The sequence below is a fragment of the Ruegeria sp. BF8 genome (assembly GCF_056538625.1).
Genome location: NZ_JBQFTL010000001.1, coordinates 680,450 through 705,106 on the forward strand (window position 1 = coordinate 680,450; position 24,657 = coordinate 705,106).

Sequence of the window (24,657 nt, forward strand, 5' to 3'; positions counted from 1 at the left end):
AGGGCGGTAGGGTATCAGGCGGTTTCGTCCTTGTCGTCCGCCGTATTCTCCTGAGTGCGTTCGTTCATGAACTGGTCGAACTCGGCCTTGTCCTTGGCTTCACGCAGGCGGTGCAGGAAGGCTTCGAAATCCTGTTGTTCCCGTTCCAGGCGGGCCAGCGTGTCTGCCTTGTAGGCGTCGAATGCGCTGTTGCCCGAGGGCTTCATCGCGCTCATGTGACTGTGCCAGGAATGGCGGCGGCTGCAGGATTTGCTAAACATGCGTTTGCTCCAGATCATATAGGCCAGAAGGGCCAGGCCAACGGGCCAGAAGAAGATGAAACCAAGGACCATGGCAGCGATCCAGGCGCCTTTGCCCTTGTCGTCTAGCCAGGCCTCTGCACGGTGCAACCATCCCGGGTTGCGGGGGACGGCGTGTTCGGACAATGCGGTCATTTGGGCTCTCCAGGTTGATGTAAATTGTGTTCACATTGATCTAGATGGGGTGGCCCGGCCCGGATGCAAGGGGTGATGTGAAAAAGATTTACATTAAGTGCCCCGGTTGACGGCAGTTCTGATCCTGCGCAACGTGCGGGCATGAACACGCACAACGACAAGCCCGCCCCGACGCTTGAAGAAATCCTGAACCTGGAGCAACAGGTCTGGACCGCTTTGGTCGAGGGTGATGCGCAGGCGGACCGGGCGTTGCTGAGCGCCGATTTTCTGGGCGTATACCCATCCGGTTTCGCCAATCGTGACGATCATGTGGGTCAGTTCGCAGACAGCCCGACCATGGAGTCATATGAGTTGAGCGCGGCGCAACTGCGCGTTTTGACATCGGATATCGTCCTGTTGTCCTACCGGGCGGACTATCAGCGGCCGGGTGCGTCCGCGCGCGAGGCGATGCTGATCTCATCGTTGTGGGAACGCCGGGATGATGGCTGGATCAATACCTTCAGCCAGGACACTCCAGTCGACGTTAACTGACCGGAATTCGCCCATGACCGACAATCTTACCATCCAACGCGTCCCGCGTCCCTACGACCCCGAATTGGGGCGAGAAGCCTGCGCCGCAGTGCCGGATCTGACCGCTGATCAGTCCGAGCTGGTGACCGGTGCCGCAGGCAGCAGCCCGTACCTCAAGAGCTTGATCGACCGTGAGCGCAATTGGCTGGCCCCGGCGCTGGATCGGCCGCAGCACGGCTTTGCGCAGATCATGGACGACGCACGCGCGCTGGCTCCTGACCAGTTGAAACCGGGCCTGAGGCAGGCCAAGCATCGGCTTGCCTTGCTGACGGCCCTGGCCGACCTTTCCGGAGCTTGGAACCTCGAGCAGGTCACGACGGCACTGACCGACTTTGCGGCGCTTGCCGTGGACATCGCGGCCAAGGCCGAGATCGCGGCGCTGATCCGGCGCAAGAAGCTGCCCGGCATGACCGAAGACGACGTCGAAACCGCCGCGGGGATGGTGATCCTGGCGATGGGCAAGATGGGTGCGCACGAACTGAACTACAGCTCGGATATCGACCTGATCGTGCTGTTCGACGAAACCCGGTACGATCCCGACGATTTCTATGAGGCGCGGCAGGGCATGGTGCGGGCCACGCGCAATTTCTGCGCTACGCTCAGCGACAAGACGGCCGATGGGTACGTGTTCCGCACCGATCTGCGGCTGCGCCCCGATCCTGCGGTCACCCCCGTCTGCATGGCGACCGAGGCGGCCGAGCGCTATTACGAAAGCCTGGGCCGCACATGGGAGCGTGCAGCCTATATCAAGGCCCGCCCTTGCGCCGGTGACATCGCCGCCGGGCAGCGGTTTCTGGAGACCCTGCGGCCCTTTGTCTGGCGCCGCCATCTGGATTTCGCCGCCATCCAGGACGCTCACGACATGCGCCTGCGCATTCGCGAGAACAAGGGCACCGGGGGGGCTCTGACGATCCCCGGCCATGACATGAAGCTGGGGCAGGGCGGCATTCGCGAAATCGAGTTCTTTACCCAGACGCGGCAGTTGATTGCCGGGGGCCGTGACCCCGACCTGCGGGTGCGCGGCACGGTGCCGGGACTGGCCGCGCTGGCGGCCAAGAACTGGGTGCCGCAGGACGTGGCCGACAAGTTGACCGACCATTACCGCGCACATCGCGAGGTCGAGCACCGCATCCAGATGGTGCATGACGCGCAGACCCACAAGGTGCCGCAGTCGCCCGACGGGATCGAGCGCATCGCCTGCCTGATGGGCACCACCAGCGCCGACCTGACAGCCGAACTGACCCGCCGCCTGACCGAGGTGCACGAGCTGACCGAGGGCTTTTTCGCGCCCGGCGGCGGCCCCACGCCGACCGCAGCACCCCCGGTCGAGTTCGACGCCGGCGTTCTGGCCCGGTGGACAACCTATCCCGCGCTGCGTTCGCAACGGGGCGCGCGCATTTTCGAGCGGCTCAAACCCGAATTGCTGGCCCGGCTGGCCAAGACCGCCCGTCCCGACGAGGCGCTGCTGGCGCTGGATGGGTTTCTGGCCGGCTTGCCCGCCGGTGTGCAGCTGTTTTCGCTGTTCGAAGCCAACCCGCATCTGATCGACCTGCTGGTCGACATCGTCGGAACCTCGCATGCACTGGCCGCGCACCTGTCGCGCAATGCGCAGGTGTTCGACGCGGTGATCGGTGGCAGCTTCTTTGCCGATTGGCCCGGTCAGTCCGCCTTGCAGGCTGAACTGTCCCACGCGCTGGCGGCTGAGTCGGACTATGAAACGCAGCTGGATCTGGCGCGGCGCTGGTGCAAGGAATGGCATTTCCGTATCGGTGTGCACCACCTGCGCGGTCTGATCGACGGATTGCAGGCCGGGCGGCAATACGCGGACCTCGCGCAGGTTGTCATCGCCGCGATCTTACCTTGCGTAGAGCGGCAGTTTTCGCAGAAGCACGGCTCCCCCCCAGGGCGTGGCGCTGTGGTGCTGGGCATGGGGTCGTTGGGGGCCGCTCGGCTGAACTCGCAATCCGATCTGGACATGATCGTGATCTACGACCCGCAAGCGGTGGACATGTCCGACGGCCCCAAGCCACTGGCCACGCGCACCTACTATGCGCGCTTTACACAGGCGCTGATTACCGCCCTGTCGGCACCGATGGCGCAAGGACGGTTGTACGAGGTCGACATGCGACTGCGGCCGTCCGGCAATCAGGGGCCAGTCGCCACAAGCTGGGCCAGCTTCACTCATTACCAACAAGAGGAAGCCTGGGTTTGGGAGCATCTGGCCCTGACCCGCGCGCGCGCAGTTGCAGGCAACACGGATCTGGCCGACGATTTCGAAGCTTTCCGCACGCAGTTCCTGTCTCGCCCGCGCGACAAGGATCAGGTCCTGCGCGAAGTGTCCGACATGCGCGCACGCCTCGCGGCCGCGAAATCTCCCGCCGGTGTCTGGGATGTCAAGAATGGCCCCGGCCGTCTGCTGGATATCGAACTGATGGCCGAAACCGGCGCACTGTTGTCCGGCGCGCCACGGCGCGACGTCGACTCGGGCCTGGACGGAGCGGTCGCTGCGGGTCTCTTGGATGTCGCTCAGGCGCAGGTGTTGAAGGACGCATATGATCTATGCTGGTCGGTGCAATGCGCGGCGCGGCTACTGTCGGGCAAGGTGATCGAGGCCGACAAGATCGGGCAGGGGGGCACGGCCTTTCTGTGCCGGGCGACCGGGTTCGAGCAGGTCGAGCAGTTACAGTCCGCCTTGCAGGACAGCTATGCTGCCGCAGCCGAAGTGATCGGCGCGGTGATCGAGGAGAGTGCGGATGGCGCGCAGTGACGACCCGAACGACCCCAAGGGCCTGATTCGCGAGGCCTATCGCATCGACGGAATCACGCTGCCCGAGTGTCGCAGCATCTTTTTGGACTGGGCGCTCAGCCTGCCGGACGGGCGCGACCAGAAGCAGGCGCTGACCGAGTTGCATGCTGTCTATACCGCACAGGATGCCGACCATCCCATGACACAGGTTCTGCGCGAAGGGCTGGACACCGCGCAGGCTCCGCGCCGGCGCGGCGGCTGGCGGGCGCGCCAACGCTGACGGATAGCCAGAGGGGCTTTTCTGCCCGCGCAATCGCGACTATGAGGGCGCCATGACCCATGCCGACATGCCCGACCGCCCCAGAATCCGTTTGAAACCCAAAGCCAATGCGCGCGGTCTGCGCCACGGCTTTCCTTGGGTCTATGCCAATGACATCGTTACCGACCGGCGCACCCGCAAGATCGCGCCTGGTGCGCTGGCCGTGCTAGAGGATGACAAACGCGCCCCGATCGCGTTGGTGGCAGTGAACCCGGATTCCAAGATCATGTGCCGGGTGTTGGATCGTGACCTGTCGGCACAGCTGGACGCCGGGTGGTTCGAAACCCGCCTGCGCCGCGCGCTCGACCTGCGCGAACGGCTGTTCGATGCGCCCTTCTACCGGCTGGTCCATGCCGAGGCCGACGGTTTTCCCGGTGTCATCATCGACCGCTTTGGCGATGCCTGCGTGATCCAGCCCAACGCCGCCTGGGCCGAGGCGCATCTGGACCTTCTGACCGACGCGCTGGTCTCGGTGACGGGGGTGACGACCGTGCTCAAGAACGCCTCGGGCCGCACCCGCGGGCTGGAAGGTCTGGATGACGTGAACCAGACACTGCGCGGCACCGCGCCCGATGCTCCGTTGCCCGTCCCGATGAATGGCGCGACCTACATGGCCGACCTGACCGGGGGCCAGAAAACCGGGCTGTTCTACGACCAGCGCCCCAACCACGCTCTTGCCGCCCGGCTGGCGGGCCCCGGCGCGCATGTGCTGGACGTGTTCAGCCACGTGGGCGGATTTGGCCTGGCCATGCTGGCCGGTGGGGCAGATCATGCGCTGTCGGTCGATGGCTCGGCCGCCGCGTTGACTCTGGCCGAGCAGGGCGCCGCCGCATCGGACTTCGGTGACCGCTTTGAAACCCGACAGGGCGATGCCTTCGACGTTCTGACCCAGCTGGGTGAGGACGGTGTGCAGTTCGACGTGGTCATCTGCGATCCGCCGGCTTTTGCGCCGTCGAAACAGGCGCTGGATGCCGGGCTGCGGGCCTATGAACGGCTCGCCCGTCTGGCCGCGCCGCTTGTCAAACCGGAGGGGTATCTGGGCCTGTGTTCCTGCTCACATGCCGCCGACCTGACCCGCTTTCGCGAGGCCTGCGCCCGCGGCATCGGCCGGGCCGGGCGCCAGGCGCAGATGATCCATACTGGCTTTGCCGGCCCCGACCATCCGCAACTGCCGCAACTGGCCGAGAGCGGCTATCTGAAATCCGTGTTCTACCGGCTGTGAAGGCGGTTCTCGACACCTGCGTCATCTATCCGACGGTGATGCGCGAGATGCTGCTGGGCGTGGCGGCGCGGGGCCATTTCACCCCGCTCTGGTCGGCTCGCATCCTCGAGGAATGGGCCCGCGCCGCCCGCAAACTCGGACCCGAGGGCGAGGCGCAGGCCCGGGCCGAAATCGCGCTGGTGCAGGCACATTGGCCGCAGGCCGAACGCCCCGAGGCACCCGGCCTCGAACAGCGACTCTGGCTGCCCGATCCGGCCGACACCCATGTGCTGGCCACCGCGGTCGCCGCTTCGGCCGACACGATCATCACCGTGAATGCCAAAGACTTTCCAAGGAATATTCTGGCGGAAGAGGGCCTTGCGCGTATCGACCCCGACAGCTTCCTTCACGGCATCTGGCAGAGTGACCCGAGCAGTGTCGAAGAGATGGCTCAATCGGTCCTGACCGAAGCCAACCGTCTGTCGGGCGACAGATGGACTCTGCGCGCATTGATGAAAAAAGCCCGCCTGCCGCGTCTCGGCAAGGCTTTGGCGGCCTGACCTCTTCCCCTGGCTCCAAATATCGCGAGAGTGTGGCCTCTCGCACTCTGACCCTCAGCCACGCTCCCAACGTTGTTCAAGGGCCTCCAGCGCGGCAATCCGCTCGTCCGTCTTGGGATGGCTCATCAGCCAGGCCGGAACCACGCCCGCCCGCTGCTGGGTCAGATCCTCAAGCTTGTGAAACAGGGATTTCTGCGGCCCGATCCCGATTCCGGCCTTGGTCAGCAGGGCGGCTGCGTATTCGTCCGCCTCGTATTCGTCCGCCCGCGACAGGCGCGAGGCCAGCAGCGCGGTCAGCGCATTTGCGATCCACGCGCCGATGAAGGGAATGAACCGGTTGAGCAGCATCATCAGCGCCGCCCGCATCGCGTTCTGACCGGAAAAATCGATCATCCGCCGCCGGGCGTGGCCCAGCGCAACATGTCCCAGCTCGTGCGCGATGACGCTGGCCATCTCCTCGGCTGAGACCTCGCCGTTGCGGAACTTGCGATAGAAGCCTCGGGTGATGAAAATGCGCCCGTCCGGTGCGGCCAGCCCGTTCACCGGGTCGATTTCATAGATATAGACCGGCACGCGCGCCACATCCAAGGCGGCGGCCAGGCGGTCGGTCATACGCTTCAACTCGGGATCAGCCAGTTCGGTCGACTTCGCATCCAGCTCGCGATGGGTGCGCCAGACGGAAATCCGATACATCACAATGGCATAGGCGATCGCCAGCAGAATTGGGGTCAGACGCAACATATCTCAGATATGGGCGGATCGGGATGCGGGGGCAAGTCGTTCCTCATCACTTTCGGGCAACATGGGCGACCTGGGGCAGTTCGTGAGACGGAAATCGCGCGGCGTCAGATCGCAGTTTCCATATTTCAAAGGTTGAAATGAAGGCAAAAGCCTTCTAGGGCACGGCGCACGCTGTGCGAGCGCGCGCTTTGCAAGAGGGACAAATGGCCAACAATGATTTAGAAGCCCGGCACCTTGAAACACTGGATCGTGACCTGCGGCGGTTTTCCCGCCTCGAGGTTGCAACGGCGCAGGTCGGGCGGCCGTTCGTCGGATCGGGCATCGCCTTCGTGTTCATCGTGATCGCCGGGATCACGGCTGCTTTGTTGTTCGGACAGGCCAGCAACACGATGATCGTCGTGATTGCGGCCATGTTCGGAGCCTACATGGCGCTCAACATCGGGGCGAACGATGTGGCCAACAACATGGCCCCGGCGGTGGGCGCGAACACCCTGACCATGGGCGGCGCCATCGCGATTGCCGCAGTTTTCGAAAGCGCCGGCGCCCTGATCGCGGGTGGAGATGTGGTCTCGACCATCGCCAAGGGCATCATCAATACCGAAAGCATGGGAACGGCAACCGTCTTCATCTGGGCCATGATGGCCGCGCTGTTGTCTGCTGCGCTTTGGATCAACCTGGCCACCTGGGTTGGCGCTCCGGTCTCGACCACGCATTCGGTCGTGGGGGGCGTCATGGGGGCAGGGATCGCGGCGGCGGGGTTCGGCGCGGTCAGCTGGGTCAAGATGAGCCAGATCGCTGCAAGCTGGGTCATCTCGCCGCTTCTGGGCGGCATCATCGCCGCCGGATTCCTGTGGTTCATCAAGGCGCGGATCATCTACCAGGACGACAAGATCGCCGCTGCGCGCAAATGGGTTCCAGTTCTGGTCGGCATCATGGCCGGGGCGTTTGCCTCGTACCTTGCGCTGAAAGGCCTGAAACATCTGTTCAAGATCAACCTGCAGACGGCCCTGGTGATCGGTCTGGTCAGCGGAGTGCTGATCTGGATGGTGACGATTCCTGTCATTCGCCGTCAGGCCGAAGGGCTGGAGAACCGCAACAAGTCGCTGAAGATCCTGTTCGGCATCCCGCTGATCATTTCGGCGGCGCTGCTCAGCTTTGCGCATGGGGCCAATGACGTGGCAAATGCCGTCGGACCTCTGGCCGCCATCGTTCAGGCTTCGGCGGTGGGTGATTTCACCCATGCGGTGAACATTCCGCCCTGGGTCATGATCATCGGCGCCTTCGGCATTTCGTTCGGTCTGTTCTTGTTCGGGCCCAAGCTGATCCGGGTGGTCGGCAGCCAGATCACCAAGCTGAACCCGATGCGCGCCTATTGTGTGGCGCTGTCGGCGGCGATCACCGTGATCGTGGCCAGCTGGCTTGGCCTGCCGGTCAGTTCGACCCACATCGCCGTGGGCGCAGTGTTCGGTGTCGGGTTCTTCCGGGAATGGGACGCCGAGCGGCGCCTGATCAAGGCGCGCGGCGCTGTGCCGGAACGCCCGGTGTTGGCCCCCGAAGAGCGCCGCCGCCGCAAGCTGGTGCGCCGGTCGCATTTCCTGACGATCATCGCGGCCTGGGTGATCACCGTGCCCGCGGCGGCCCTGCTGTCAGGTCTGCTGTTCCTGGGGATTCAGGCAATCGCCGGATAAAAGCAAAGCCGGGCTGGCGCTATCGCGTCAGCTCGCGCATGCCGCGTTCCAGCCCGGCCAGCGTCATCGGCACCATCCGGTCTTCGAAGATCTCGCGGATCATGCCGATGGAATGGGTGTATTCCCAGTATTTCTCGGGCACCGGGTTGATCCACAGGTTCGACGTCCACTGTTCGCGCGCGCGCTGCAGCCAGACCTGCCCGGCCTCGGCGTTCCAGTGCTCGTTGGCGCCGCCGGGATAGGCGATCTCGTAAGGCGACATCGACGCATCACCCACGAAGATGCACTTGTAGTCGGGGCCGTAGGTCCGCAGCATCTCATGCGTGGGGGTCTGCGCATCCCACCGGCGGCGATTGTCGCGCCAGACGCCTTCGTACAGGCAGTTGTGGAAATAGAAATATTCCAGGTGCTTGAACTCGGACCGCGCGGCCGAGAACAATTCCTCGACCACCTTGATATGCGGGTCCATCGAGCCGCCCACATCGAGAAACAGCAGCACCTTGACCGCATTGTGCCGTTCGGGCCGGGTCTTGACGTCCAGGTATCCGTGCTCGGCCGTGGCGCGGATGGTGCCGTCGAGGTCCAGTTCTTCGGCGGCGCCCTCACGGGCCCAGCGGCGCAGGCGTTTCAGCGCGACCTTGATGTTGCGGGTGCCAAGTTCGACCGTGTCGTCCAGATTGCGGAACTCGCGCTTATCCCAGACCTTGACCGCGCGCTGGTGGCGGCTTTCCTTCTGACCGATGCGCACACCTTCGGGGTTGTAGCCATAGGCCCCGAAGGGCGACGTGCCCGCGGTGCCGATCCACTTGTTGCCGCCCTGGTGGCGGCCTTGCTGATCCTTCAGCCGCTCGCGCAGCGTCTCCATCAGCTTGTCGAAACCGCCAAGCGCTTCGATCTCAGCCTTTTCCTCGTCTGACAGGTGCTTCTCGGCCATCTTGGCCAGCCACTCGGCCGGGATGTCCACGGCCTCGAGCACCTGATCGAAGGTGATCTCGGACAGCCCTTCGAAGCTGGCGGCAAAGGCGCGATCGAACTTGTCGATGTTGCGCTCGTCCTTCACCATCGAGACACGGGCGAGGTAGTAGAACGCCTCGATGTCGTAGGTGGCCAGCCCCTTTTTCATCCCCTCCAGAAAAGTCAGGTATTCCCGCAACGAGACGGGGATGCCTGCTTTTCTGAGGTTTTCGAAAAAGGGGATGAACATCGGCTCAGCCTATCACCCGCACTAGAACAAGCGAAATGGCCAGTCCCGCCAATGCAAATGCAATGCCGTAGCCGGCCGCATACTGGGCGATATCCGCGCCGCTGCCTTTGCGTTTTCGTGCCGTCAGCGCGCCCAGAGCCGCCCCCAGGACCGCCATTCCCACAACCACTAGCATGTGTTAGTCATCCGCCTTTTGCGATGTTATGGGGCCCCCAGTGCGACGTCCTGCATCAACGAGCTGACCACCAATTCCGAGCCAAACCCGTAGCGCGCCCACCCCAGACTGTCCAGCCTGACGGAGCGTGCCTGTTCGGGTTTGCCGGCCTGCTTCAAGGCCTCGGCCTTCAGCAGCAGCAGCGTCGCCAACATCGAGGCGTTTTCGGCCCGCGTCATCGTCGCGATGGCCCGGTCGAGGTCCGGCAGGGCTGCGGGGCCGCGCCCTTGGGTCAGGGCATAGGCCGCCGTCTGAACCGAGATATGCGCGCGCTGAAGCTCGGTTCCGGGGGTCGCGCGCAGGTATTGCAGAGCGATGGCATATTCGCGCTGCGCTTCCTCGGGGGCGTCGAATTCACCCAAACGGGCCTTCAGATAATGGGGGTACGCCCGGCGGTGATCGGTCCAACCTTGCTCTCGGCCGATCCGCATCGCGCGGTCGATGGCCCGCATTTGCCGCGGCGAGGCTCGGCCCTTGCCGACCGCCAGTTGCACGGCGTCGATCCATTCACGCGGGGTCTCCGAGATTGGCTGGACGGGCAGATTGGCACCGCGCGGGTTCAGGCGGGCGATGACCCCGGGTATGACCTGCGCCACCTGTTCCCGGGTCATGCCGGTCTGAAGCTCCGGCACATAGGTCGCGCGCAGGATCAGCATGTCGAACCCGGTCAGGACAGTGTGGAAATTATCGTCGTTGAAGACCGAATCCGGCAGGCGGTACATGTCGTTCAGAGGCCCGATCGCCTGTGCAAGTTCTTCGTGAAGGCAATCCCGCATTTCTTGGGGACTGACATCGTTGGGAATGAAGATCGCCAATCGCTCGCGGCTGCGCAGTGCGCGCCAACTGCTTTTGGTCTTGCGCTTGTCGCGATTGTATTCCTCGAGGCTGGACGCGTTGGGCACGACGAAACACGCGGCCTGCGGCAGCAGCCGCTGGATCTGGCGCTGGGTCACTGCTTCGATCGTGATGTTGGCCTGCCCATCGTTGATCTGGCGGATGTCGATCCGGGCTTCGCGCTGCAGTCTGGTCAGCAGACGCGTCAGGTCGGATTGCATCGTGGGGGCAGGGGCGCCCGTCAGCCGAACTGTGATCGGACCCTCGAACCGCGTGAACACCGGCAGGGCAGTGCCACTTTCCAGCGAGAAATGCAGCTCCACGAAATCCGCCGCGATGTTCGTATTCGACCGGGCCGGCGGGAAAGGACGTGGCGTGCCGAAAGCCTGAGTCACCGGTGCCGCGGCCTCGGTCACCTTGATTTCATCGGGCAACTCAATCCGGTCGACCGAACTGCAGCCGGCAAGGACAAAGCCAAGAAATATGCCAGCAAGACGTTTCATGGACGCCGATACTTGAGGAAAGGCGTCAGTTGGCCGACGCGGTCATAAAGCTGGCGCGCCGTATGGTTGAACTCTTGCGTCAACCAATAGACATCGGGCGCGCCTTTTCGATCGGCTTCGGCATAGACGGCCTCGATCAACGCTCGACCGACACCGCTGCCGCGTACATGCGGGCTGGCATAGAGATCCTGCAGATAACAGACGTTTTCGATCTTCCAGGCATGGCGGTGAAACAGGAAGTGGGTCAGCCCGATCAATTCGCCGTCCAACTCGGCCACTAGGCATGAAAAGTCCTGCGGATCATCCCCCAGCAGGCGCGCAAACGTGCTGTCGTAGACCTCGTCGGGCAAGACCGTTTCGTAGAATTCAAGATACGCCCGCCACAACAAGTCCCAGCTCGGCCGGTCTTCGGGCTTGAGGGGGCGAATGCGCGGCGCTTGGGTCAATTCGGGTGGTCCTGCTCTACAGCGTGCTCGGTGTCGTATTCTTTGATCTTAGTTGCAGCAATGCTGGCATCAGGCTTGCCGCAAGGCAAGCCGTGATCACCAAGTATTCATGAATGGGCGGGCTTCAGCGCTTGGCGCGCGCCATGAAGGCCAGCCGTTCGAACAGATGCACGTCCTGCTCGTTCTTAAGCAACGCCCCGTGCAGCTTGGGCAGGGCATTTACCCCGTCGCGTTTCAGGTCCTCGGCATCCAGATCCTCGGCCAGCAGCAGTTTCAGCCAGTCCAACACCTCGGAGGTCGAGGGTTTTTTCTTCAGCCCCTGCGTCTCGCGGATTTCGTAGAACTGTGTCAGGGCGGTGGTCAGCAACGCCTCTTTGATGCCGGGGTGATGCACTTCGACGATGCGGCGCATCGTGGCTTCGTCGGGGAAGCGGATATAGTGGAAGAAACAGCGGCGCAGGAAGGCGTCTGGCAGTTCCTTTTCATTGTTCGAAGTGATGATCACGATGGGGCGGTGTTTGGCCCGGATCGTTTCGCCGGTCTCGTAAACGTGGAACTCCATCTTGTCGAGCTCCTGCAGCAGGTCGTTGGGGAACTCGATATCGGCTTTGTCGATCTCGTCGATCAGCAGCACGACCTTTTCATCGGCGTCGAAGGCCTGCCACAGCTTGCCTTTGCGGATATAGTTCGACACATCATGCACACGTTCGTCGCCCAGCTGGCTGTCGCGCAGTCGGCTGACTGCGTCATATTCATAAAGACCCTGCTGCGCGCGGGTTGTCGACTTGACGTTCCACTCGATCATCCTGAGACCCAGTGCGCCGGCGACCTGTTTGGCCAGTTCGGTTTTGCCCGTGCCGGGTTCACCCTTGACCAGCAGTGGTCGTTCCAGCGTGACGGCTGCGTTTACGGCAATGGTCAGGTCGTCGGTGGCAACGTATTCGGCTGTGCCTTTGAAACGTGCGGTCATGGGGCCCTCGTATGATGGTCGCAGCAACAGGAGACGGGAACCGGGTTACCTAGGGCGCGGCCGAATGACAAGCCGGGCCGCAGCGTCGCGGGCTGCCAACGACGGGTGCGAGGGACGAATCGCACCGATTCCATCATCCGCTCGCGGGTGTTCTGCCGGAAAATGGTCGTTTCGCTTTCACAGAATGGCAACGATTTGGTGCCCAAAGTCTCATATTTATACCGGTTCTCATAACGGCGCGTCGGGGTTGCGTTTGGATAGTGACATTCCCCGTCCCGTCAGTTAAACGCTGCGCAGAAGGGGGTGCCAAATGTCAGGCGACACGACCGCAAAAGACGTTTCTGGCCATACCGAGGGAGCCAATATGAAGCAGGAAGTTTTTCTGCCGGAGGACTATCGTCCGGCCGAAGATGAACCTTTCATGAATGAACGCCAGCTTGAGTATTTCCGCCGCAAGCTGCTGAACTGGAAACACGAACTTTTGGCGGGCAGCCGGGACACGATCGAGGGGCTGCAGGACAGCACCCGTAACATTCCCGACGTTGCAGACCGCGCCAGCGAGGAAACCGACCGTGCGCTGGAGCTGCGCACCCGGGACCGTCAGCGCAAACTGGTTGCCAAGATCGACGCGGCTCTGCGCCGGATCGACGAGGGCGAATACGGTTACTGCGAAAAAACCGGCGACCCGATCTCGCTCAAGCGTCTGGATGCGCGTCCGATCGCGACCATGACGCTGGAAGCGCAAGAGCGTCACGAGCGTCGCGAAAAAGTTCACCGCGACGATTGATCGCTGGGTTCTTTCAAAAGCGACATGCGCCGGGGCCTGTGGCTCCGGCCTTTTTGCGTTAGGCCCGTGTCATGAAGATCGACGGTTTGCAAATCTGTGTCATCGGCGGCGGGATCGGCGGAATGGCCGCTGCGCTGGCCTTGCAGCAACGCGGTGCACGGGTGACCGTGCTCGAGCAGGCCGAGGCCTTGACCGAGGTCGGGGCCGGCCTGCAAATCAGCGCCAACGGCATGGCGGTCCTGCGTGCGCTGGGTGTCGTGGATGATCCCGGTCGGGTCGCACAACTCTCTCACGGCACTCTTCTGCGCGATTATCGGCGGGGCCGCGTCGTCAGCCGTCTTCCGGCACCTTCGGCCGGACCCACGTGGTATTTCCATCGCGCTGACCTTCTGGACGTGTTGCAAAAGGCGGCCGAGCGCGCAGGGGTGTCGATCAGACTGAATGCCCGCGTCACCAATGTTCGGAAGCATCCAGCCGAAGCCGAGATTGCGCTGCAGGATGGCACCCGGCTGCGCGCTGAATTCGCCGTTGCAGCGGATGGCGGGCGCAGCGGTATCCGGCCCATCCTGAACGGAACCGAAGCGCCCGCGTTCACGCATCAGGTGGCCTGGCGGTCAACTGTGCCCTGGACCGACCACGAAGCCGAGCCCATGGCATCGCTGACGATGGGCCCCGGGCGTCATGTCGTGACCTATCCGCTGCGAAAGCAGTCCATGTTGAACATCGTGGCGGTAGAAGAGCGGTCCGACTGGCGGGAAGAGGACTGGCGCCTGCGCGGTGACCCCGAGGACCTGCGGGCGCGTTTTTCCGATTTCGGCGGTCTGGCCGGCGCCGCGCTTGCGCAGGTGCAGGATGTCCATCTGTGGGCTTTGTTTCTGCGCCCGGTGGCACAGAAATGGCAGAATGGTCGCGTTGTCCTTCTGGGGGACGCCGCGCATCCCACATTGCCGTTTATGGCTCAAGGGGCGTGCCTCGCGCTTGAGGATGCTTGGATCCTGGCCCGATCTTTTGACGAACAGTCGGGTGTCCGCCGCGCACTCGAAGCCTATGAAAGCACGAGGAAACCCCGCGCGCGCAAGGTGGTCGCAGCTGCCGGTGCCAACGCGCGGAACTTTCATTTGCGCGGTCCCGCACGACTGGCGGCGCAGGCGGCCTTGGCCCTGATTGGTCCTCGCCTGACGCGTCGATACGACTGGATCTACGACTACGATCCGACGGCCTGACGGGTCAGATGTCGAGGTCCACCCAGACAGGGACGTGATCGGACGGTTTTTCATGTCCGCGCACTGCGGCGTCGATCTGACAATCGCGCATCAGGTCCGCCGCTTGTGGTGTCAGAAGGAAATGGTCAATGCGAATGCCGTCATTCCGGTTCCACGCGCCGGCCTGATAATCCCAGAACGAATAGTGGCCCGGGCCTTGTGTCCGCGCGCGGAACGCTTCGGTGAAGCCAAGGTTCAGCACCTTGCGAAACGCCGCGCGGCTTTCCGGCCGAAACAGGGCGTCTTCGCGCCAGGCCTCCGGGCGTTTCGCGTCCTCGGCTTGCGGAATGATGTTGTAGTCCCCGGCCATGAGGGCCGGCTCTTCCGTGGCTAGAAGATCACGGGCGCGCTCGTACAGCCGCTCCATCCACGCAAGCTTGTAGTCGAATTTCGGCCCCGGAGCAGGGTTCCCGTTGGGAAGATAAAGCCCGCAAATCCGCAGCGCCCGCTTGCCGATGACGGTTGCCTCGATCCATCGCGCCTGCTCGTCCTCTTCATCCCCGGGCAGCCCGCGCGAGACGTCTTCCAGCGGATATTTCGAAAGTATCGCCACGCCGTTGAAGCTTTTCTGGCCATGGGTTTCGACGTTGTAGCCGCGTTCCTCAAAGATCTCGCGGGGAAAGTTTTCGTCGACGGATTTGATTTCCTGCAGTAGGACTACATCGGGCTGGGCTTCGTCCAACCAGCGGGGCAGAGCCTCGGCCCGCGCCTTGATGCCGTTGATGTTGAATGTTGCGATTTTCATCCCGGTCCCTCCGAAGCTCTGCCGAAACCTATCGCCCAGAACGGAGGCCATCACAAGGTGTCAGTCAGGCCTGCCGCGGGCACCGGGGGCGTTTGGGGACGGATGACGCGATGACGAACTGGCCCAGAGGGCGCGGGACCAAAAACGGTCAACCGCGCCCTAAGGCCTGATCGCGGGACAGCGGGCGCTCCTGCAGATCATAGAGATATTCAGAGGACGGGGGCGCAACGCCCCCACGATTGATCACATCGAAAAAGACGTGCCGCACCCACAGGAAGAGGTTGCGTTGGGGTTGTCGATCACGAACCGGGCGCCGATCAGTTCCTGAGTGAAATCAATCGTCGCATTTTCCAGGAACGGCAAAGATATTTCGTCGACGACAACCTTCTGGCCTTTGCCTTCCAGTACCAGATCATCGTCCTTGGGCTCGTCCAACGCGATTTCGTACTGAAAGCCTGAACACCCTCCGCCTTCAACGGCGATGCGCAGGGCCTTGCCGTTGTCGGCGGCGCCGATCTCGGCAAGCCTCTCGAAGGCGCGTTCTGTGACTCTCGGAGGCAGATTCATGCCATGCTCCAAAGGTTTATTTCCTCGTTGGTCTACAATATAGAAACCCCGGAGACAGGCGACAAGGACAAGACCATTGGAGCGAGCAGGATTTGCTGCCGATCCGGGCCGGGCGCGCGGGCGGCTGGTGCCAGAGGAAGAAAGCAGTTTCCGGTCGTGCTTTCAGCGGGACCGGGACAGGATCATACACGCCAGCGCGTTCCGACGTCTTAAGCATAAGACACAGGTTTTTGTCGAGCATGAGGGCGACAGCTATCGCACGCGCCTGACCCATTCGATCGAGGTGGCGCAGGTCGCGCGCACGATCTCGGGGGCATTGGGGCTGAACCCCGAACTGACCGAGGCCGTGGCCCTGGCGCATGATCTGGGCCACACGCCGTTTGGCCATACCGGCGAGGACGCTCTGCATGCGCTGATGGCGCCCTACGGGGGCTTCGACCACAACGCCCAGGCGATCCGCATCGTCACCAAGTTGGAACGGCATTACGCGGATTTCGACGGGTGCAACCTGACATGGGAATGCCTTGAGGGCATCGCCAAGCACAACGGCCCGGTTACGGGCGAGCTGCCCTGGGCGCTGGCCGAGTGCAATGCCGATTTTGACCTTGAACTGCACACCCATGCCAGCGCAGAGGCGCAGGTTGCGGCACTGTCCGACGACATCGCCTACAACAATCATGACCTGTTCGACGGCCTGCGGGCCGGACTTTTTAACGACGACGAGATCGCCCAATTGCCGATCGTCCGGGAGTGTTATGCAGAGGTGGATCGCAGGTACCCCGGGTTGGATTTCTACCGGCGTCGTCACGAGGCGCTGAGGCGGGTGTTCGGCGTGATGGTTTCGGATGTAATCGACACCTCGCGCGAGGTTCTGGAGAGATCGGGTGCGCAAACAGTCGAGGATGTTCGTCACCTCGGGGCGCCTGTCATCCGCTTCTCGGATGATCTTTGGGCGCAGCTCAACGATATCCGGGCGTTTCTGTTCACCCGCATGTACCGGGCGCCCAGCGTCATGGAGGTGCGCGCCAAGGTCAGTCGCGTAGTCGAGGAGCTGTTCCCGATCTATCTGAGCGACCCGCGCCAGATGCCTCGGCATTGGCATTCGGATATCGAAGCGGCGCCGGACGAGACTGCGTTGGCCCGGATCGTATCAGACTATATTGCGGGCATGACCGATCGCTTTGCATTGCAGGATCATGCGCGCCTGACCGGCGCGCAGCCCCCGCAGGTTTAGGGCTGCATGCTGCGAATGCTGGTTTGGACCGCTTGCCCGCATTGACCTTGCCGCCTTGCGTGGTAAACCGCTGCGCAAGCAAAAGGACATCCGAAATGAACCTGTTCTCCGAGATCCGCGGCCTTGTTCTGGACGCGCTGACGCAGATGCAGTCCGAAGGCGCGCTGCCCAAGGGGCTGAGCTTTGACAACGTTGCGGTCGAACCCCCGCGCGACGCCGCCCATGGAGACATGGCGACCAATGCCGCGATGGTGTTGGCCAAGCCGGCCAAGATGAAGCCGCGTGACATTGCCGATGCGCTGGCCGCGAAACTGGCCGCCGATGAGCGGATCACGAGTGCCGAGGTTGCAGGTCCGGGCTTTCTCAACCTGCGGCTTGCTCCGTCGGTCTGGCAGGGCGTTCTGGGTGCGGTGTTGGAACAGGGCACGGACTATGGTCGCTCGACCATGGGGCAGGGGTTGAAGGTGAACGTGGAATACGTCTCGGCCAACCCCACGGGACCGCTGCATGTGGGCCACACACGTGGCGCAGTGTTCGGCGACGCGCTGGCCAGCCTGTTGGCCTATTCCGGCCACGACGTGACCCGTGAATACTACATCAACGATGGCGGTGCGCAGGTGGATGTGCTGGCCCGGTCCGCGTTTGAGCGGTACCGCGAGGCCAACGGCCTAAGCCCGGAGATCGCCGAAGGCCTTTACCCGGGCGACTACCTGATTCCGATCGGTGAGGCGCTGAAGGAAAAATACGGCGACAGCTTGCTGGACAAGCCTGAAAGCGAGTGGCTGGCCGAGGTCCGCGTTTTCGCAACCGATGCGATGATGGATCTGATCCGCGCCGACCTGAAGGCGCTGGGCGTCGAGATGGACGTGTTCTTCTCGGAGAAGTCGCTGTACGGAACCGGCAAGATCGAGGCTGCACTGAAGTCGCTCAGCGACAAGGGTCTTATCTATGAAGGCGTTCTTGAGCCGCCCAAGGGCAAAACCCCCGAAGACTGGGAACCCCGCGAGCAGACCCTGTTCAAGTCTACCGCGCATGGCGACGATGTGGATCGCCCTGTCAAGAAATCCGACGGCAGCTGGACCTATTTTGCTCCGGACATCGCTTATCACTACGACAAGGTGAGCCGCGGATTCGACGCGCTGATCGACGTGTTCGGCGCAGATCACGGTGGCTACGTCAAGCGGATGAAGGCCGCCGTTTCGGCCTTGTCGGACGGCAAGGTGCCGCTGGACATCAAGCTGACCCAGTTGGTGAAACTGTGGAAAAACGGTGAGCCGTTCAAGATGTCCAAGCGGGCCGGCAATTTCGTCACGCTACGTGATGTGGTTGACCAGGTTGGCCCGGACGTGACCCGGTTCGTGATGCTGACCCGCAAGAACGATGCGCCGCTGGACTTCGATTTCGACAAGGTGCTTGAGCAAAGCCGCGAGAACCCCGTGTTCTACGTGCAATACGCCCATGCCCGGGTCATGAGCGTGCTGCGCCGTGCCGCCGAAGCGGGCATTGCCGCGGACGACGCGACCCTCAAAGCTGCCGATCTGAGCAAGATCGACCACGCGGCTGAGTTGGTTGTTGCCAAAAAGCTGGCCGAATGGCCACGGCTGGTCGAGATCGCTGCGCGTACCAATGAACCACATCGGGTTGCCTTCTATCTATATGAACTTGCAGGGGATTTTCATGCGTTGTGGAACAAGGGCAACGAAGAATTGTCGCTGCGCTTCCTGCAAGATGGTGACGCGGCAACAAGCCAGGCAAAAATCGCGCTGGCCCGGGCCGTTTCTGTTGTGATTTCAGCAGGCTTGGGTATTCTTGGTGTCACGCCGGCGCAGGAGATGCGGTAACCAACACTGCCCGAACCGCCGGCCCGAGGTAGGCAAGAAATGACCCGCGCGCCCCAATTTCAGGCGCGAAACGGGCAGTGAGGCGGATATGACCAGTTACGATTTCTCGGGGCAGACCAGCCCCGAGCACGCGCATTACTCGAATCAGTTCCACCCCGAAGATGGGTATGAATATCCCGACGACATGATGGACCAGGCAGAGGGTGCGCCGGCGGGCGCGGGCCTTGGGCGCGTCGTCAACCTGCTGGGTGCTGCCGCGTCTCTGGCGCTTGTCGCTGGCGTCGCGATCTGGGGGTACAAGCTGGTCATGCGCGATGTGAGCGGCGTACCGGTCGTACGCGCGGCCGAGGGACCGATGCGGGTGCAGCCGGAAACTCCCGGGGGCACACCCGCCGATCACCAGGGTCTTGCGGTCAATGCAGTTGCCGCGGTTGGAACCGCGGCGCCTCCGGCCGACCGGCTGATCCTTGCGCCGCGGCCCGTTTCCCTGACGGATGAAGACGTGGCGATGGGCGAGCTGAAGCCGACCCCCGCCGTGCATGTTGTCGAACAAGAAATCTCGAACCAGGAAGCGGCCGAACTGCGTCAAGGCGCAGTTGACGCCGTGGTGGCCGAACTGTCCGGCGCGCCTGCCGTTGAGACACCGCAGACCGAAGCGGGTGTGCAGCTTGCATCCCTGAACTTGGCCGATGACGAGCCAGCCATTGATCCGGCCGATCTCGCCGCTCAGTTGCCGGATCCCGAAATCGCGGCCCTGCCGGGCGTGCGCCGGTCCCTGCGTCCGCTCCGCCGCCCGGCGCGCGCGGCTTCCGCTGTGCGCCCTGCGGTCAACGAAGCCGCGATCAACGCCGCGGTCAAGGCTGCTGTAGGGTTGGATGTCGACCCGAACACCTTGACCAAGGGTACCCGGCTGGCGCAGCTGGGTGCGTTTGAAAGCCCCGAGGTCGCGCAGGCCGAATGGGACAGGCTGTATCGTCGGTTTGGCGAATATATGGATGGAAAGCAGAGGGTTATCCAGAAAACCTCAAGCGGAGGCCGCACGTTTTACCGTCTGCGGGTCCTGGGGTTCGATGACCTGAGCGACTCGCGCCAGTTCTGCGCCGCCCTTGTCGCACAGGACGCTGACTGTATCCCGGTTGCCGTGCGGTGAGGTTTGGCGCCACGATCACGGATGCGGCCGGGCTGCGATTGACACCCGAAGAAAAGGCGTTGTTTCGCCAAATGAACCCGTTCGGGTTCATTCTGTTTGCCCGCAACATCGAAACCGCGGATCAGGTCCGTGCCTTGTGTGGCGACTTTCGCGAGGCTGTCGGCCGAAACTGTCCGATCACCATCGATCAAGAAGGCGGACGGGTCCAACGTTTGCGCGCGCCACTTGCCCGGCAATGGATGCCCCCATTGGATCATGCGGAACGTGCCGGCGACCATGCCGAGCGGGCCATGTACCTGCGGTACCGCCTGATCGCGCATGAACTGTATTCCATGGGGATCGACAGCAACTGCGCACCGATGGTGGATCTGGCGCGTCCAGACACCCACGCGTTTTTGCGCAACCGGTGCTACGGTGGCGATGCTGCTACGGTCGCAAAAATCGGCCGGGCCGTTGCGCAGGGTCATTTGGACGGTGGCGTGTTGCCCATCGTCAAGCATATTCCCGGCCACGGGCGGGCGACCTTGGACAGCCATTTCGATCTGCCACACGTCAATGCGCCGTTGGTCGATCTGTTGCAGACCGATTTTGCCCCGTTTCGCGCCTTGAACGACCTGCCGATGGGCATGACAGCCCATTTGGTCTTTGAGCAGCTCGATGAACGACCGGCAACGATCTCTCCGCAGATGATGGCTGTGATCCGGGATCAGATCGGGTTTGATGGCCTGATCATGACCGACGACATCTCGATGAAGGCGCTCAGCGGGTCTTTGGCCGACCTGTCACGTCAGGCGCTGGCCGCAGGATGCGATGTTGTGCTGCACTGCAACGGCTCGCTTGCCGACAGGGCGGCGGTCATGGAAGCTGCGGGCGAGATGTCCGAGGCGGCACAAGCCCGCGCAGACAAGGCGCTGGCACAGCGGCAATCGCCCGAGGAACTTGACATCCGTGCCGCCGAGACGGAACTATCCCGTCTGATGGGCGGGCAGGTATATGACGGATAACCTTTTCAGCGAAGACCCGGTTTCGGTCGCCGATCGGCTGGCCGCAGAGGCGCTGATCGTGGACGTCGACGGGTTTGAAGGCCCGCTGGACGTTCTGCTGACCCTGTCGCGGACGCAAAAGGTCGATCTGCGCAAGATCTCGGTTCTGGCGCTGGCGCAGCAATATCTGGCCTTTGTCGAACGGGCCCGCGCCCTGCGGATCGAACTGGCCGCCGACTACCTGGTGATGGCCGCGTGGCTGGCCTTTCTGAAATCCCGGCTGTTGCTGCCGCCCGACCCCGACGAAGAGGGGCCGACGGGCGAGGAACTGGCCGCTCACCTGGCCTTTCAGCTGGAACGCCTGCAGGCGATGCGCGACGCGGCGGCGCGCCTGATGGCGCGCGACCAACTCGGGCGCGATTTCTTCAGGCGCGGGCAGGGCGAGGATGTCACCCGCATCCGCACGGTCACTTATTCCGCGACCTTGCTGGACCTGATGCAGGGCTATGCCCGCATCCGCACCCGCGACGAGTTCCGGCCCTTCGTGATGGACCGCGACGCCGTTTTCACGATGGAGCAGGCGCTGGAACGGATGCGCCCGCTGATCGGATTTGCCGGAACCTGGACCGACATGGAAACCTACCTGCCCGACGGATGGGACGTTGACCCGGTGCGGCGGCGCTCGGCCACGGCGGCGACGTTTGCGGCCTCGCTGGAACTGGTCAAGGAAGGACATATGGAGATCAAGCAAAGCGAGACCTTTGCTCCGATCCAACTGCGCAGAAGGACTGACAAACGTGACTGACGCCCCCGAAGACGACGGCACCGGCACCCTGTTCGAAGCGCCTCCGCTGGCTGAGCAGGAGCGTATGGTCGAGGCGGTAATGTTCGCCAGCGCTGAGCCGGTGACAGTGGCCGATCTTGAGGCGCGGATGCCGCATGGCTGCGACGCCGCGCAAGCGCTGGAACTGCTGCAGAAACGTTATGAAGGGCGCGGGGTCCGCGTGGTCAAAGTGGGTGAGGCGTGGGCCATCCGCACGGCCCCCGATCTGGGCTTCCTGATGCAGAAGGAAACGGTCGAGACCCGCAAGCTGAGCCGCGCCGCCATCGAGACCCTGGCGATCGTGGCCTATCATCAGCCCTGCACCCGCGCCGAGATCGAAGAAATCCGCGGCGTGTCCGTGTCGCGGGGAACCATCGACCAGCTGCTGGAGATGGAGTGGATCCGGCTGGGCCGTCGCCGCATGACGCCGGGCCGTCCGGTGACCTTTGTCGTAACGCCTCAATTCCTGGACCATTTCGGTCTGGAAAGCGCGCGTGACTTGCCGGGCCTTAAGGAACTGCGCGCTGCTGGCTTGCTGGAAAACCGGCCGCCGCCGGGGGCGATGCCGATCGGCGAGGCCAACGAAGATGAAACGGGTGACGAAGATCAGTCCGAACTGTTCGAGGAAGATTGATTGCGTCGCCCATTTGTCGGCGCATATCGCCGTTAGGTTCGGCGCAGAGGAACGGAGACCGAAATGAACGCAAACCGCATCATCGACATGATCGTTCGGCAAGTCATGCGCAGGCTGGTCACGCGCGGTGTCGACAAAGGTTTTGACCTTGCCGATCGTGCGACCCGCAAGTCGGGCCAACAAAGCCAGCCGCGCGATCCTCAGACCGACCGGCGCATGGCGCAAAGTGCAGGCGGACAGAGCCCGAGCATGAAACAGGCCAAGCAGCTGACCCGCCAGATGCGGCGGTTCATGCGGTTCTGAGGTTTACTGTACGGACTTGAAATGCTTCGACAATTTCAGGCCTTGGCCCTGATAGTTCGAAGCAATTCCTGCGCCGTACAGCTGTGTCGGCATCTCGGCCATACGCTCATAGACCAGCCGCCCGACGACCTGTCCATGCTCCAGTACGAAGGGCGCTTCGTGACAGCGAACTTCCAGAACTCCACGTGACCCGGCGCCTCCGGCTTCGGCATGACCGAAGCCCGGATCGAAAAAGCCCGCGTAGTGCACCCGGAATTCGCCCACCATCGCCAGATAGGGCGCCATTTCGGCCGCGTACATCGGTGGGATGTGAACTGCCTCTCGGCTGACCAGGATATAGAATGCGCCCGGATCCAGAATGATCCGCCCGTCCTTGGTACGCACCTCTTCCCAGTATTCCTGTGGGTCGTATTCGCCGATCCGGTCAAGGTCGATCACGCCGGTATGCGGTTTCGCGCGATAGCCAACAAGGTCAGTGTTGGGCAGGCGCAGGTCGACCGAAAACCCCAGACCGTCCTGAATGACGGCCGGACCATCGACCAATGGTGATTCCGCATGCAGAGCGGTCAGGTCTGCATCGGACAAAACCGCCTGGCCTTGCCGGAAACGGATCTGGTTCAGCCGCATCCCCGGACGCACCAGAACAGAAAAGGACCGCGGGCAGATTTCGGCGTAGAGGGGCCCCGAATAGCCTGCGGGCACCCGGTCGAACTCGGTTCCGCCATCGGTAATGGTACGGGTCAGAAGGTCCAGACGCCCGGTCGAGCTTTTGGCGTTGGCGACAGCGGTCACGTCACCGGGCAGGGACAACGCTTCCATCAGGGGCACAAGGTAGACACAACCTTTTTCGAGAACGGCGCCGTCGGTGATGTCGATACGGTGCATCTCGAACTCGGCCAGCCGTTCGGACACCGAACGCCCTTCGCCCGCCAGAAATGACGCACGGACGCGGTAAGCAACTGTTCCCAAACGAAGATCAAGGCTGGCGGGCTGGATCTGAGCGGGCAGAATGGCCGGCTCGGCGGAGATCTCACCGCGCGCGATCATCGCCTCGATTTGCTGGTTCGGGCATACACCTGTCATTCCGATCCCCCCTGGTGCCAGAGCGGGATCTGGCCTGTCTGCCATAAACGTCGGTGTGATTTGGTCGGGCTAGCAGGACTCGAACCTGCGACCTTCCGTCCCCCAGACGGACGCGCTACCAGGCTGCGCCATAGCCCGACGTTGGGCTGTTCATAATGATTTTCCCGGCAGGGGCAAGAGGAAAACATTGCCTTTCTTCTTATCCCGCCTTTTGACCTTCGACCCGGCTGAGCCATGCCCTGAGGTCCCTCGCGATCGGGGCGATCTGGCGCAGCGCCTCAGCGTCAAAATCCGTAGTCTGCCAAGCTTTGGAGGCGATGCCGCCGAACAGCGGGGCAGGGCTGATGCCATCGTCCCCGTTGACCGCAGTGGGCGCGGGCGCCGGCTCGGGGTCTGGGGAACTGGGTGTTTCCTGAGGCTCTGGCGATCCGGGACCATCAGTGCCGGCCTGCAGATCGAGGTCGATTTGCTGACCGGTCGATTTGGGCAGAAAGGACACCACCACGTCCTGTGGCGTCTGTGGTGATTCTGCGCTGACATCGATGTCGGGTGACAGCGCCGCCACATGGGCCACGCCCTGTTCCCTCAGGATGCGTTGAACGCCTTTTATCGTGATGCCGTCCTCGTGCAGCAGCTTCTTGATGCCGCCCAGCAGGCGCATGTCGTTGGGGCGGTAGTAACGGCGACCGCCAGCCCGTTTAACCGGTTTGACCTGTGCAAACCGGCTTTCCCAGAATCGCAGGACATGGGCCTGAACACCGAGCCAATCCGCAACTTCACTGATGGTGCGAAACGCGTCGGGTGACTTGCTCATA

General features: G+C 62.9%; 26 protein-coding genes and 1 tRNA gene. 15 read left to right on the top strand and 12 right to left on the bottom strand.

Features of this window, described 5'->3' with window-relative positions; genetic code table 11:
• Positions 1-14 precede the first annotated feature (14 nt).
• A complete protein-coding gene (locus tag ACR0LD_RS03375; protein WP_170370632.1) occupies positions 15-434 on the bottom strand; it encodes a DUF2852 domain-containing protein in 420 nt (139 codons plus the stop codon).
• A gap of 141 nt (positions 435-575) precedes the next feature.
• Here ACR0LD_RS03375 and ACR0LD_RS03380 point away from each other — a divergent pair, with 141 nt between their 5' ends.
• Genes ACR0LD_RS03380 through ACR0LD_RS03400 form a run of 5 tightly spaced genes read left to right on the top strand, consistent with a single transcriptional unit; the run spans position 576 to position 5,830 of the window.
• Positions 576-965 (top strand): nuclear transport factor 2 family protein, encoded by a 390-nt coding sequence (locus ACR0LD_RS03380; RefSeq protein ID WP_170363276.1) that lies wholly within the window; start codon positions 576-578, stop codon positions 963-965.
• A 13-nt stretch (positions 966-978) separates the two neighbouring features.
• Positions 979-3,771 carry a [protein-PII] uridylyltransferase family protein gene (locus ACR0LD_RS03385; RefSeq protein ID WP_480635615.1) on the top strand — a complete coding sequence of 931 codons (2,793 nt, stop codon included), beginning with the start codon at positions 979-981 and terminating at the stop codon, positions 3,769-3,771.
• Positions 3,758-4,030 carry a hypothetical protein gene (locus ACR0LD_RS03390; protein WP_170338699.1) on the top strand — a complete coding sequence of 91 codons (273 nt, stop codon included), beginning with the start codon at positions 3,758-3,760 and terminating at the stop codon, positions 4,028-4,030. Before ACR0LD_RS03385 ends, ACR0LD_RS03390 begins: the two co-directional genes overlap by 14 nt.
• Positions 4,031-4,082: 52 nt before the next feature.
• The gene (locus ACR0LD_RS03395) at positions 4,083-5,291 is read left to right on the top strand and encodes an RSP_2647 family RNA methyltransferase (protein ID WP_480635616.1); all 1,209 of its coding nucleotides are present in this window, start codon (positions 4,083-4,085) and stop codon (positions 5,289-5,291) included.
• A complete protein-coding gene (locus tag ACR0LD_RS03400; protein ID WP_170358863.1) occupies positions 5,288-5,830 on the top strand; it encodes an RSP_2648 family PIN domain-containing protein in 543 nt (180 codons plus the stop codon). Before ACR0LD_RS03395 ends, ACR0LD_RS03400 begins: the two co-directional genes overlap by 4 nt.
• Positions 5,831-5,884: 54 nt before the next feature.
• On the opposite strand, the gene ACR0LD_RS03405 is transcribed toward ACR0LD_RS03400, so the two are convergent.
• Positions 5,885-6,571: a M48 family metallopeptidase gene (locus ACR0LD_RS03405; RefSeq protein ID WP_093962334.1), complete on the bottom strand. Its 687-nt coding sequence runs from the start codon at positions 6,569-6,571 to the stop codon at positions 5,885-5,887.
• Positions 6,572-6,774: 203 nt separating this feature from the next.
• Between ACR0LD_RS03405 and ACR0LD_RS03410 the strand changes: the two genes are divergently transcribed.
• Positions 6,775-8,259 (top strand): inorganic phosphate transporter, encoded by a 1,485-nt coding sequence (locus tag ACR0LD_RS03410; RefSeq protein WP_170358865.1) that lies wholly within the window; start codon positions 6,775-6,777, stop codon positions 8,257-8,259.
• 19 nt (positions 8,260-8,278) lie between these two features.
• Here the strand turns inward: ACR0LD_RS03410 and ACR0LD_RS03415 are convergent, their stop codons facing one another.
• From ACR0LD_RS03415 to ACR0LD_RS03435, 5 genes are all read right to left on the bottom strand, one after another.
• Complete coding sequence (locus tag ACR0LD_RS03415) at positions 8,279-9,463, bottom strand: vWA domain-containing protein (protein WP_480635617.1); 1,185 nt, start codon at positions 9,461-9,463, stop codon at positions 8,279-8,281.
• 4 nt (positions 9,464-9,467) lie between these two features.
• Positions 9,468-9,638 carry a hypothetical protein gene (locus tag ACR0LD_RS03420; protein WP_170338198.1) on the bottom strand — a complete coding sequence of 57 codons (171 nt, stop codon included), beginning with the start codon at positions 9,636-9,638 and terminating at the stop codon, positions 9,468-9,470.
• Positions 9,639-9,664: 26 nt separating this feature from the next.
• Positions 9,665-11,014 carry a DUF2927 domain-containing protein gene (locus ACR0LD_RS03425; RefSeq protein WP_170443008.1) on the bottom strand — a complete coding sequence of 450 codons (1,350 nt, stop codon included), beginning with the start codon at positions 11,012-11,014 and terminating at the stop codon, positions 9,665-9,667.
• Entirely contained in the window at positions 11,011-11,460 is a 450-nt protein-coding gene (locus ACR0LD_RS03430; RefSeq protein ID WP_170443006.1) for a GNAT family N-acetyltransferase, read from the bottom strand. The genes ACR0LD_RS03425 and ACR0LD_RS03430 overlap by 4 nt, the downstream gene beginning before the upstream one ends.
• A 124-nt stretch (positions 11,461-11,584) precedes the next feature.
• A complete protein-coding gene (locus ACR0LD_RS03435) occupies positions 11,585-12,430 on the bottom strand; it encodes an AAA family ATPase (protein ID WP_093962329.1) in 846 nt (281 codons plus the stop codon).
• Positions 12,431-12,794: 364 nt separating this feature from the next.
• Here ACR0LD_RS03435 and dksA point away from each other — a divergent pair, with 364 nt between their 5' ends.
• Entirely contained in the window at positions 12,795-13,217 is a 423-nt protein-coding gene (dksA, locus tag ACR0LD_RS03440) for an RNA polymerase-binding protein DksA (protein ID WP_170358872.1), read from the top strand.
• Between the two features lie 71 nt (positions 13,218-13,288).
• Positions 13,289-14,440 (top strand): FAD-dependent oxidoreductase, encoded by a 1,152-nt coding sequence (locus tag ACR0LD_RS03445; protein WP_480635618.1) that lies wholly within the window; start codon positions 13,289-13,291, stop codon positions 14,438-14,440.
• Between the two features lie 4 nt (positions 14,441-14,444).
• Here ACR0LD_RS03445 and xth read toward each other — a convergent pair whose 3' ends face one another.
• Complete coding sequence (xth, locus tag ACR0LD_RS03450) at positions 14,445-15,224, bottom strand: exodeoxyribonuclease III (RefSeq protein ID WP_170338208.1); 780 nt, start codon at positions 15,222-15,224, stop codon at positions 14,445-14,447.
• Between the two features lie 243 nt (positions 15,225-15,467).
• The gene (locus tag ACR0LD_RS03455; RefSeq protein ID WP_093962326.1) at positions 15,468-15,791 is read right to left on the bottom strand and encodes a HesB/IscA family protein; all 324 of its coding nucleotides are present in this window, start codon (positions 15,789-15,791) and stop codon (positions 15,468-15,470) included.
• Between the two features lie 76 nt (positions 15,792-15,867).
• Between ACR0LD_RS03455 and ACR0LD_RS03460 the strand changes: the two genes are divergently transcribed.
• The 7 genes from ACR0LD_RS03460 to ACR0LD_RS03490 all read left to right on the top strand — a co-directional run bounded on the left by ACR0LD_RS03460 (position 15,868) and on the right by ACR0LD_RS03490 (position 22,759).
• The gene (locus tag ACR0LD_RS03460; protein WP_480635619.1) at positions 15,868-17,025 is read left to right on the top strand and encodes a deoxyguanosinetriphosphate triphosphohydrolase; all 1,158 of its coding nucleotides are present in this window, start codon (positions 15,868-15,870) and stop codon (positions 17,023-17,025) included.
• 95 nt (positions 17,026-17,120) lie between these two features.
• Positions 17,121-18,866: an arginine--tRNA ligase gene (gene argS, locus ACR0LD_RS03465; RefSeq protein WP_480635620.1), complete on the top strand. Its 1,746-nt coding sequence runs from the start codon at positions 17,121-17,123 to the stop codon at positions 18,864-18,866.
• An 88-nt stretch (positions 18,867-18,954) separates the two neighbouring features.
• Positions 18,955-20,016 (top strand): SPOR domain-containing protein, encoded by a 1,062-nt coding sequence (locus tag ACR0LD_RS03470; protein WP_170587073.1) that lies wholly within the window; start codon positions 18,955-18,957, stop codon positions 20,014-20,016.
• A complete protein-coding gene (gene nagZ / locus ACR0LD_RS03475) occupies positions 20,013-21,020 on the top strand; it encodes a beta-N-acetylhexosaminidase (RefSeq protein ID WP_480635621.1) in 1,008 nt (335 codons plus the stop codon). The genes ACR0LD_RS03470 and nagZ overlap by 4 nt, the downstream gene beginning before the upstream one ends.
• Entirely contained in the window at positions 21,010-21,804 is a 795-nt protein-coding gene (locus tag ACR0LD_RS03480; protein ID WP_093962321.1) for a segregation and condensation protein A, read from the top strand. Before nagZ ends, ACR0LD_RS03480 begins: the two co-directional genes overlap by 11 nt.
• Positions 21,797-22,456, top strand: coding sequence for an SMC-Scp complex subunit ScpB (gene scpB / locus ACR0LD_RS03485; protein ID WP_170370616.1), 660 nt, complete (start codon positions 21,797-21,799; stop codon positions 22,454-22,456). Before ACR0LD_RS03480 ends, scpB begins: the two co-directional genes overlap by 8 nt.
• Before the next feature lie 63 nt (positions 22,457-22,519).
• Positions 22,520-22,759 (top strand): hypothetical protein, encoded by a 240-nt coding sequence (locus ACR0LD_RS03490; RefSeq protein ID WP_170402583.1) that lies wholly within the window; start codon positions 22,520-22,522, stop codon positions 22,757-22,759.
• Between the two features lie 3 nt (positions 22,760-22,762).
• On the opposite strand, the gene ACR0LD_RS03495 is transcribed toward ACR0LD_RS03490, so the two are convergent.
• The 3 genes from ACR0LD_RS03495 to ACR0LD_RS03505 all read right to left on the bottom strand — a co-directional run bounded on the left by ACR0LD_RS03495 (position 22,763) and on the right by ACR0LD_RS03505 (position 24,656).
• A complete protein-coding gene (locus tag ACR0LD_RS03495; protein ID WP_170418417.1) occupies positions 22,763-23,842 on the bottom strand; it encodes a 2'-deoxycytidine 5'-triphosphate deaminase in 1,080 nt (359 codons plus the stop codon).
• 61 nt (positions 23,843-23,903) lie between these two features.
• Positions 23,904-23,980, bottom strand: a tRNA-Pro gene (locus ACR0LD_RS03500).
• Positions 23,981-24,041: 61 nt separating this feature from the next.
• Positions 24,042-24,656 carry a MerR family transcriptional regulator gene (locus ACR0LD_RS03505; protein WP_480635622.1) on the bottom strand — a complete coding sequence of 205 codons (615 nt, stop codon included), beginning with the start codon at positions 24,654-24,656 and terminating at the stop codon, positions 24,042-24,044.
• Between the last annotated feature and the right edge of the window lies 1 nt (position 24,657).

Excerpts from the sequence above, each read along its gene's own strand:
- ACR0LD_RS03480 (WP_093962321.1), top strand. The coding sequence starts at position 21,010 with ATGACGGATAACCTTTTCAGCGAAGACCCGGTTTCGGTCGCCGATCGG.
- ACR0LD_RS03390 (WP_170338699.1), top strand. The coding sequence starts at position 3,758 with ATGGCGCGCAGTGACGACCCGAACGACCCCAAGGGCCTGATTCGCGAG.
- ACR0LD_RS03375 (WP_170370632.1), bottom strand. The coding sequence starts at position 434 with ATGACCGCATTGTCCGAACACGCCGTCCCCCGCAACCCGGGATGGTTG.
- ACR0LD_RS03425 (WP_170443008.1), bottom strand. The coding sequence starts at position 11,014 with ATGAAACGTCTTGCTGGCATATTTCTTGGCTTTGTCCTTGCCGGCTGC.
- dksA (WP_170358872.1), top strand. The coding sequence starts at position 12,795 with ATGAAGCAGGAAGTTTTTCTGCCGGAGGACTATCGTCCGGCCGAAGAT.
- ACR0LD_RS03505 (WP_480635622.1), bottom strand. The coding sequence starts at position 24,656 with ATGAGCAAGTCACCCGACGCGTTTCGCACCATCAGTGAAGTTGCGGAT.
- xth (WP_170338208.1), bottom strand. The coding sequence starts at position 15,224 with ATGAAAATCGCAACATTCAACATCAACGGCATCAAGGCGCGGGCCGAG.
- ACR0LD_RS03455 (WP_093962326.1), bottom strand. The coding sequence starts at position 15,791 with ATGAATCTGCCTCCGAGAGTCACAGAACGCGCCTTCGAGAGGCTTGCC.
- ACR0LD_RS03395 (WP_480635616.1), top strand. The coding sequence starts at position 4,083 with ATGACCCATGCCGACATGCCCGACCGCCCCAGAATCCGTTTGAAACCC.
- ACR0LD_RS03410 (WP_170358865.1), top strand. The coding sequence starts at position 6,775 with ATGGCCAACAATGATTTAGAAGCCCGGCACCTTGAAACACTGGATCGT.
- ACR0LD_RS03490 (WP_170402583.1), top strand. The coding sequence starts at position 22,520 with ATGAACGCAAACCGCATCATCGACATGATCGTTCGGCAAGTCATGCGC.
- argS (WP_480635620.1), top strand. The coding sequence starts at position 17,121 with ATGAACCTGTTCTCCGAGATCCGCGGCCTTGTTCTGGACGCGCTGACG.
- ACR0LD_RS03470 (WP_170587073.1), top strand. The coding sequence starts at position 18,955 with ATGACCAGTTACGATTTCTCGGGGCAGACCAGCCCCGAGCACGCGCAT.
- ACR0LD_RS03420 (WP_170338198.1), bottom strand. The coding sequence starts at position 9,638 with ATGCTAGTGGTTGTGGGAATGGCGGTCCTGGGGGCGGCTCTGGGCGCG.
- ACR0LD_RS03415 (WP_480635617.1), bottom strand. The coding sequence starts at position 9,463 with ATGTTCATCCCCTTTTTCGAAAACCTCAGAAAAGCAGGCATCCCCGTC.
- ACR0LD_RS03405 (WP_093962334.1), bottom strand. The coding sequence starts at position 6,571 with ATGTTGCGTCTGACCCCAATTCTGCTGGCGATCGCCTATGCCATTGTG.
- ACR0LD_RS03385 (WP_480635615.1), top strand. The coding sequence starts at position 979 with ATGACCGACAATCTTACCATCCAACGCGTCCCGCGTCCCTACGACCCC.
- ACR0LD_RS03495 (WP_170418417.1), bottom strand. The coding sequence starts at position 23,842 with ATGACAGGTGTATGCCCGAACCAGCAAATCGAGGCGATGATCGCGCGC.
- ACR0LD_RS03380 (WP_170363276.1), top strand. The coding sequence starts at position 576 with ATGAACACGCACAACGACAAGCCCGCCCCGACGCTTGAAGAAATCCTG.
- ACR0LD_RS03445 (WP_480635618.1), top strand. The coding sequence starts at position 13,289 with ATGAAGATCGACGGTTTGCAAATCTGTGTCATCGGCGGCGGGATCGGC.
- ACR0LD_RS03435 (WP_093962329.1), bottom strand. The coding sequence starts at position 12,430 with ATGACCGCACGTTTCAAAGGCACAGCCGAATACGTTGCCACCGACGAC.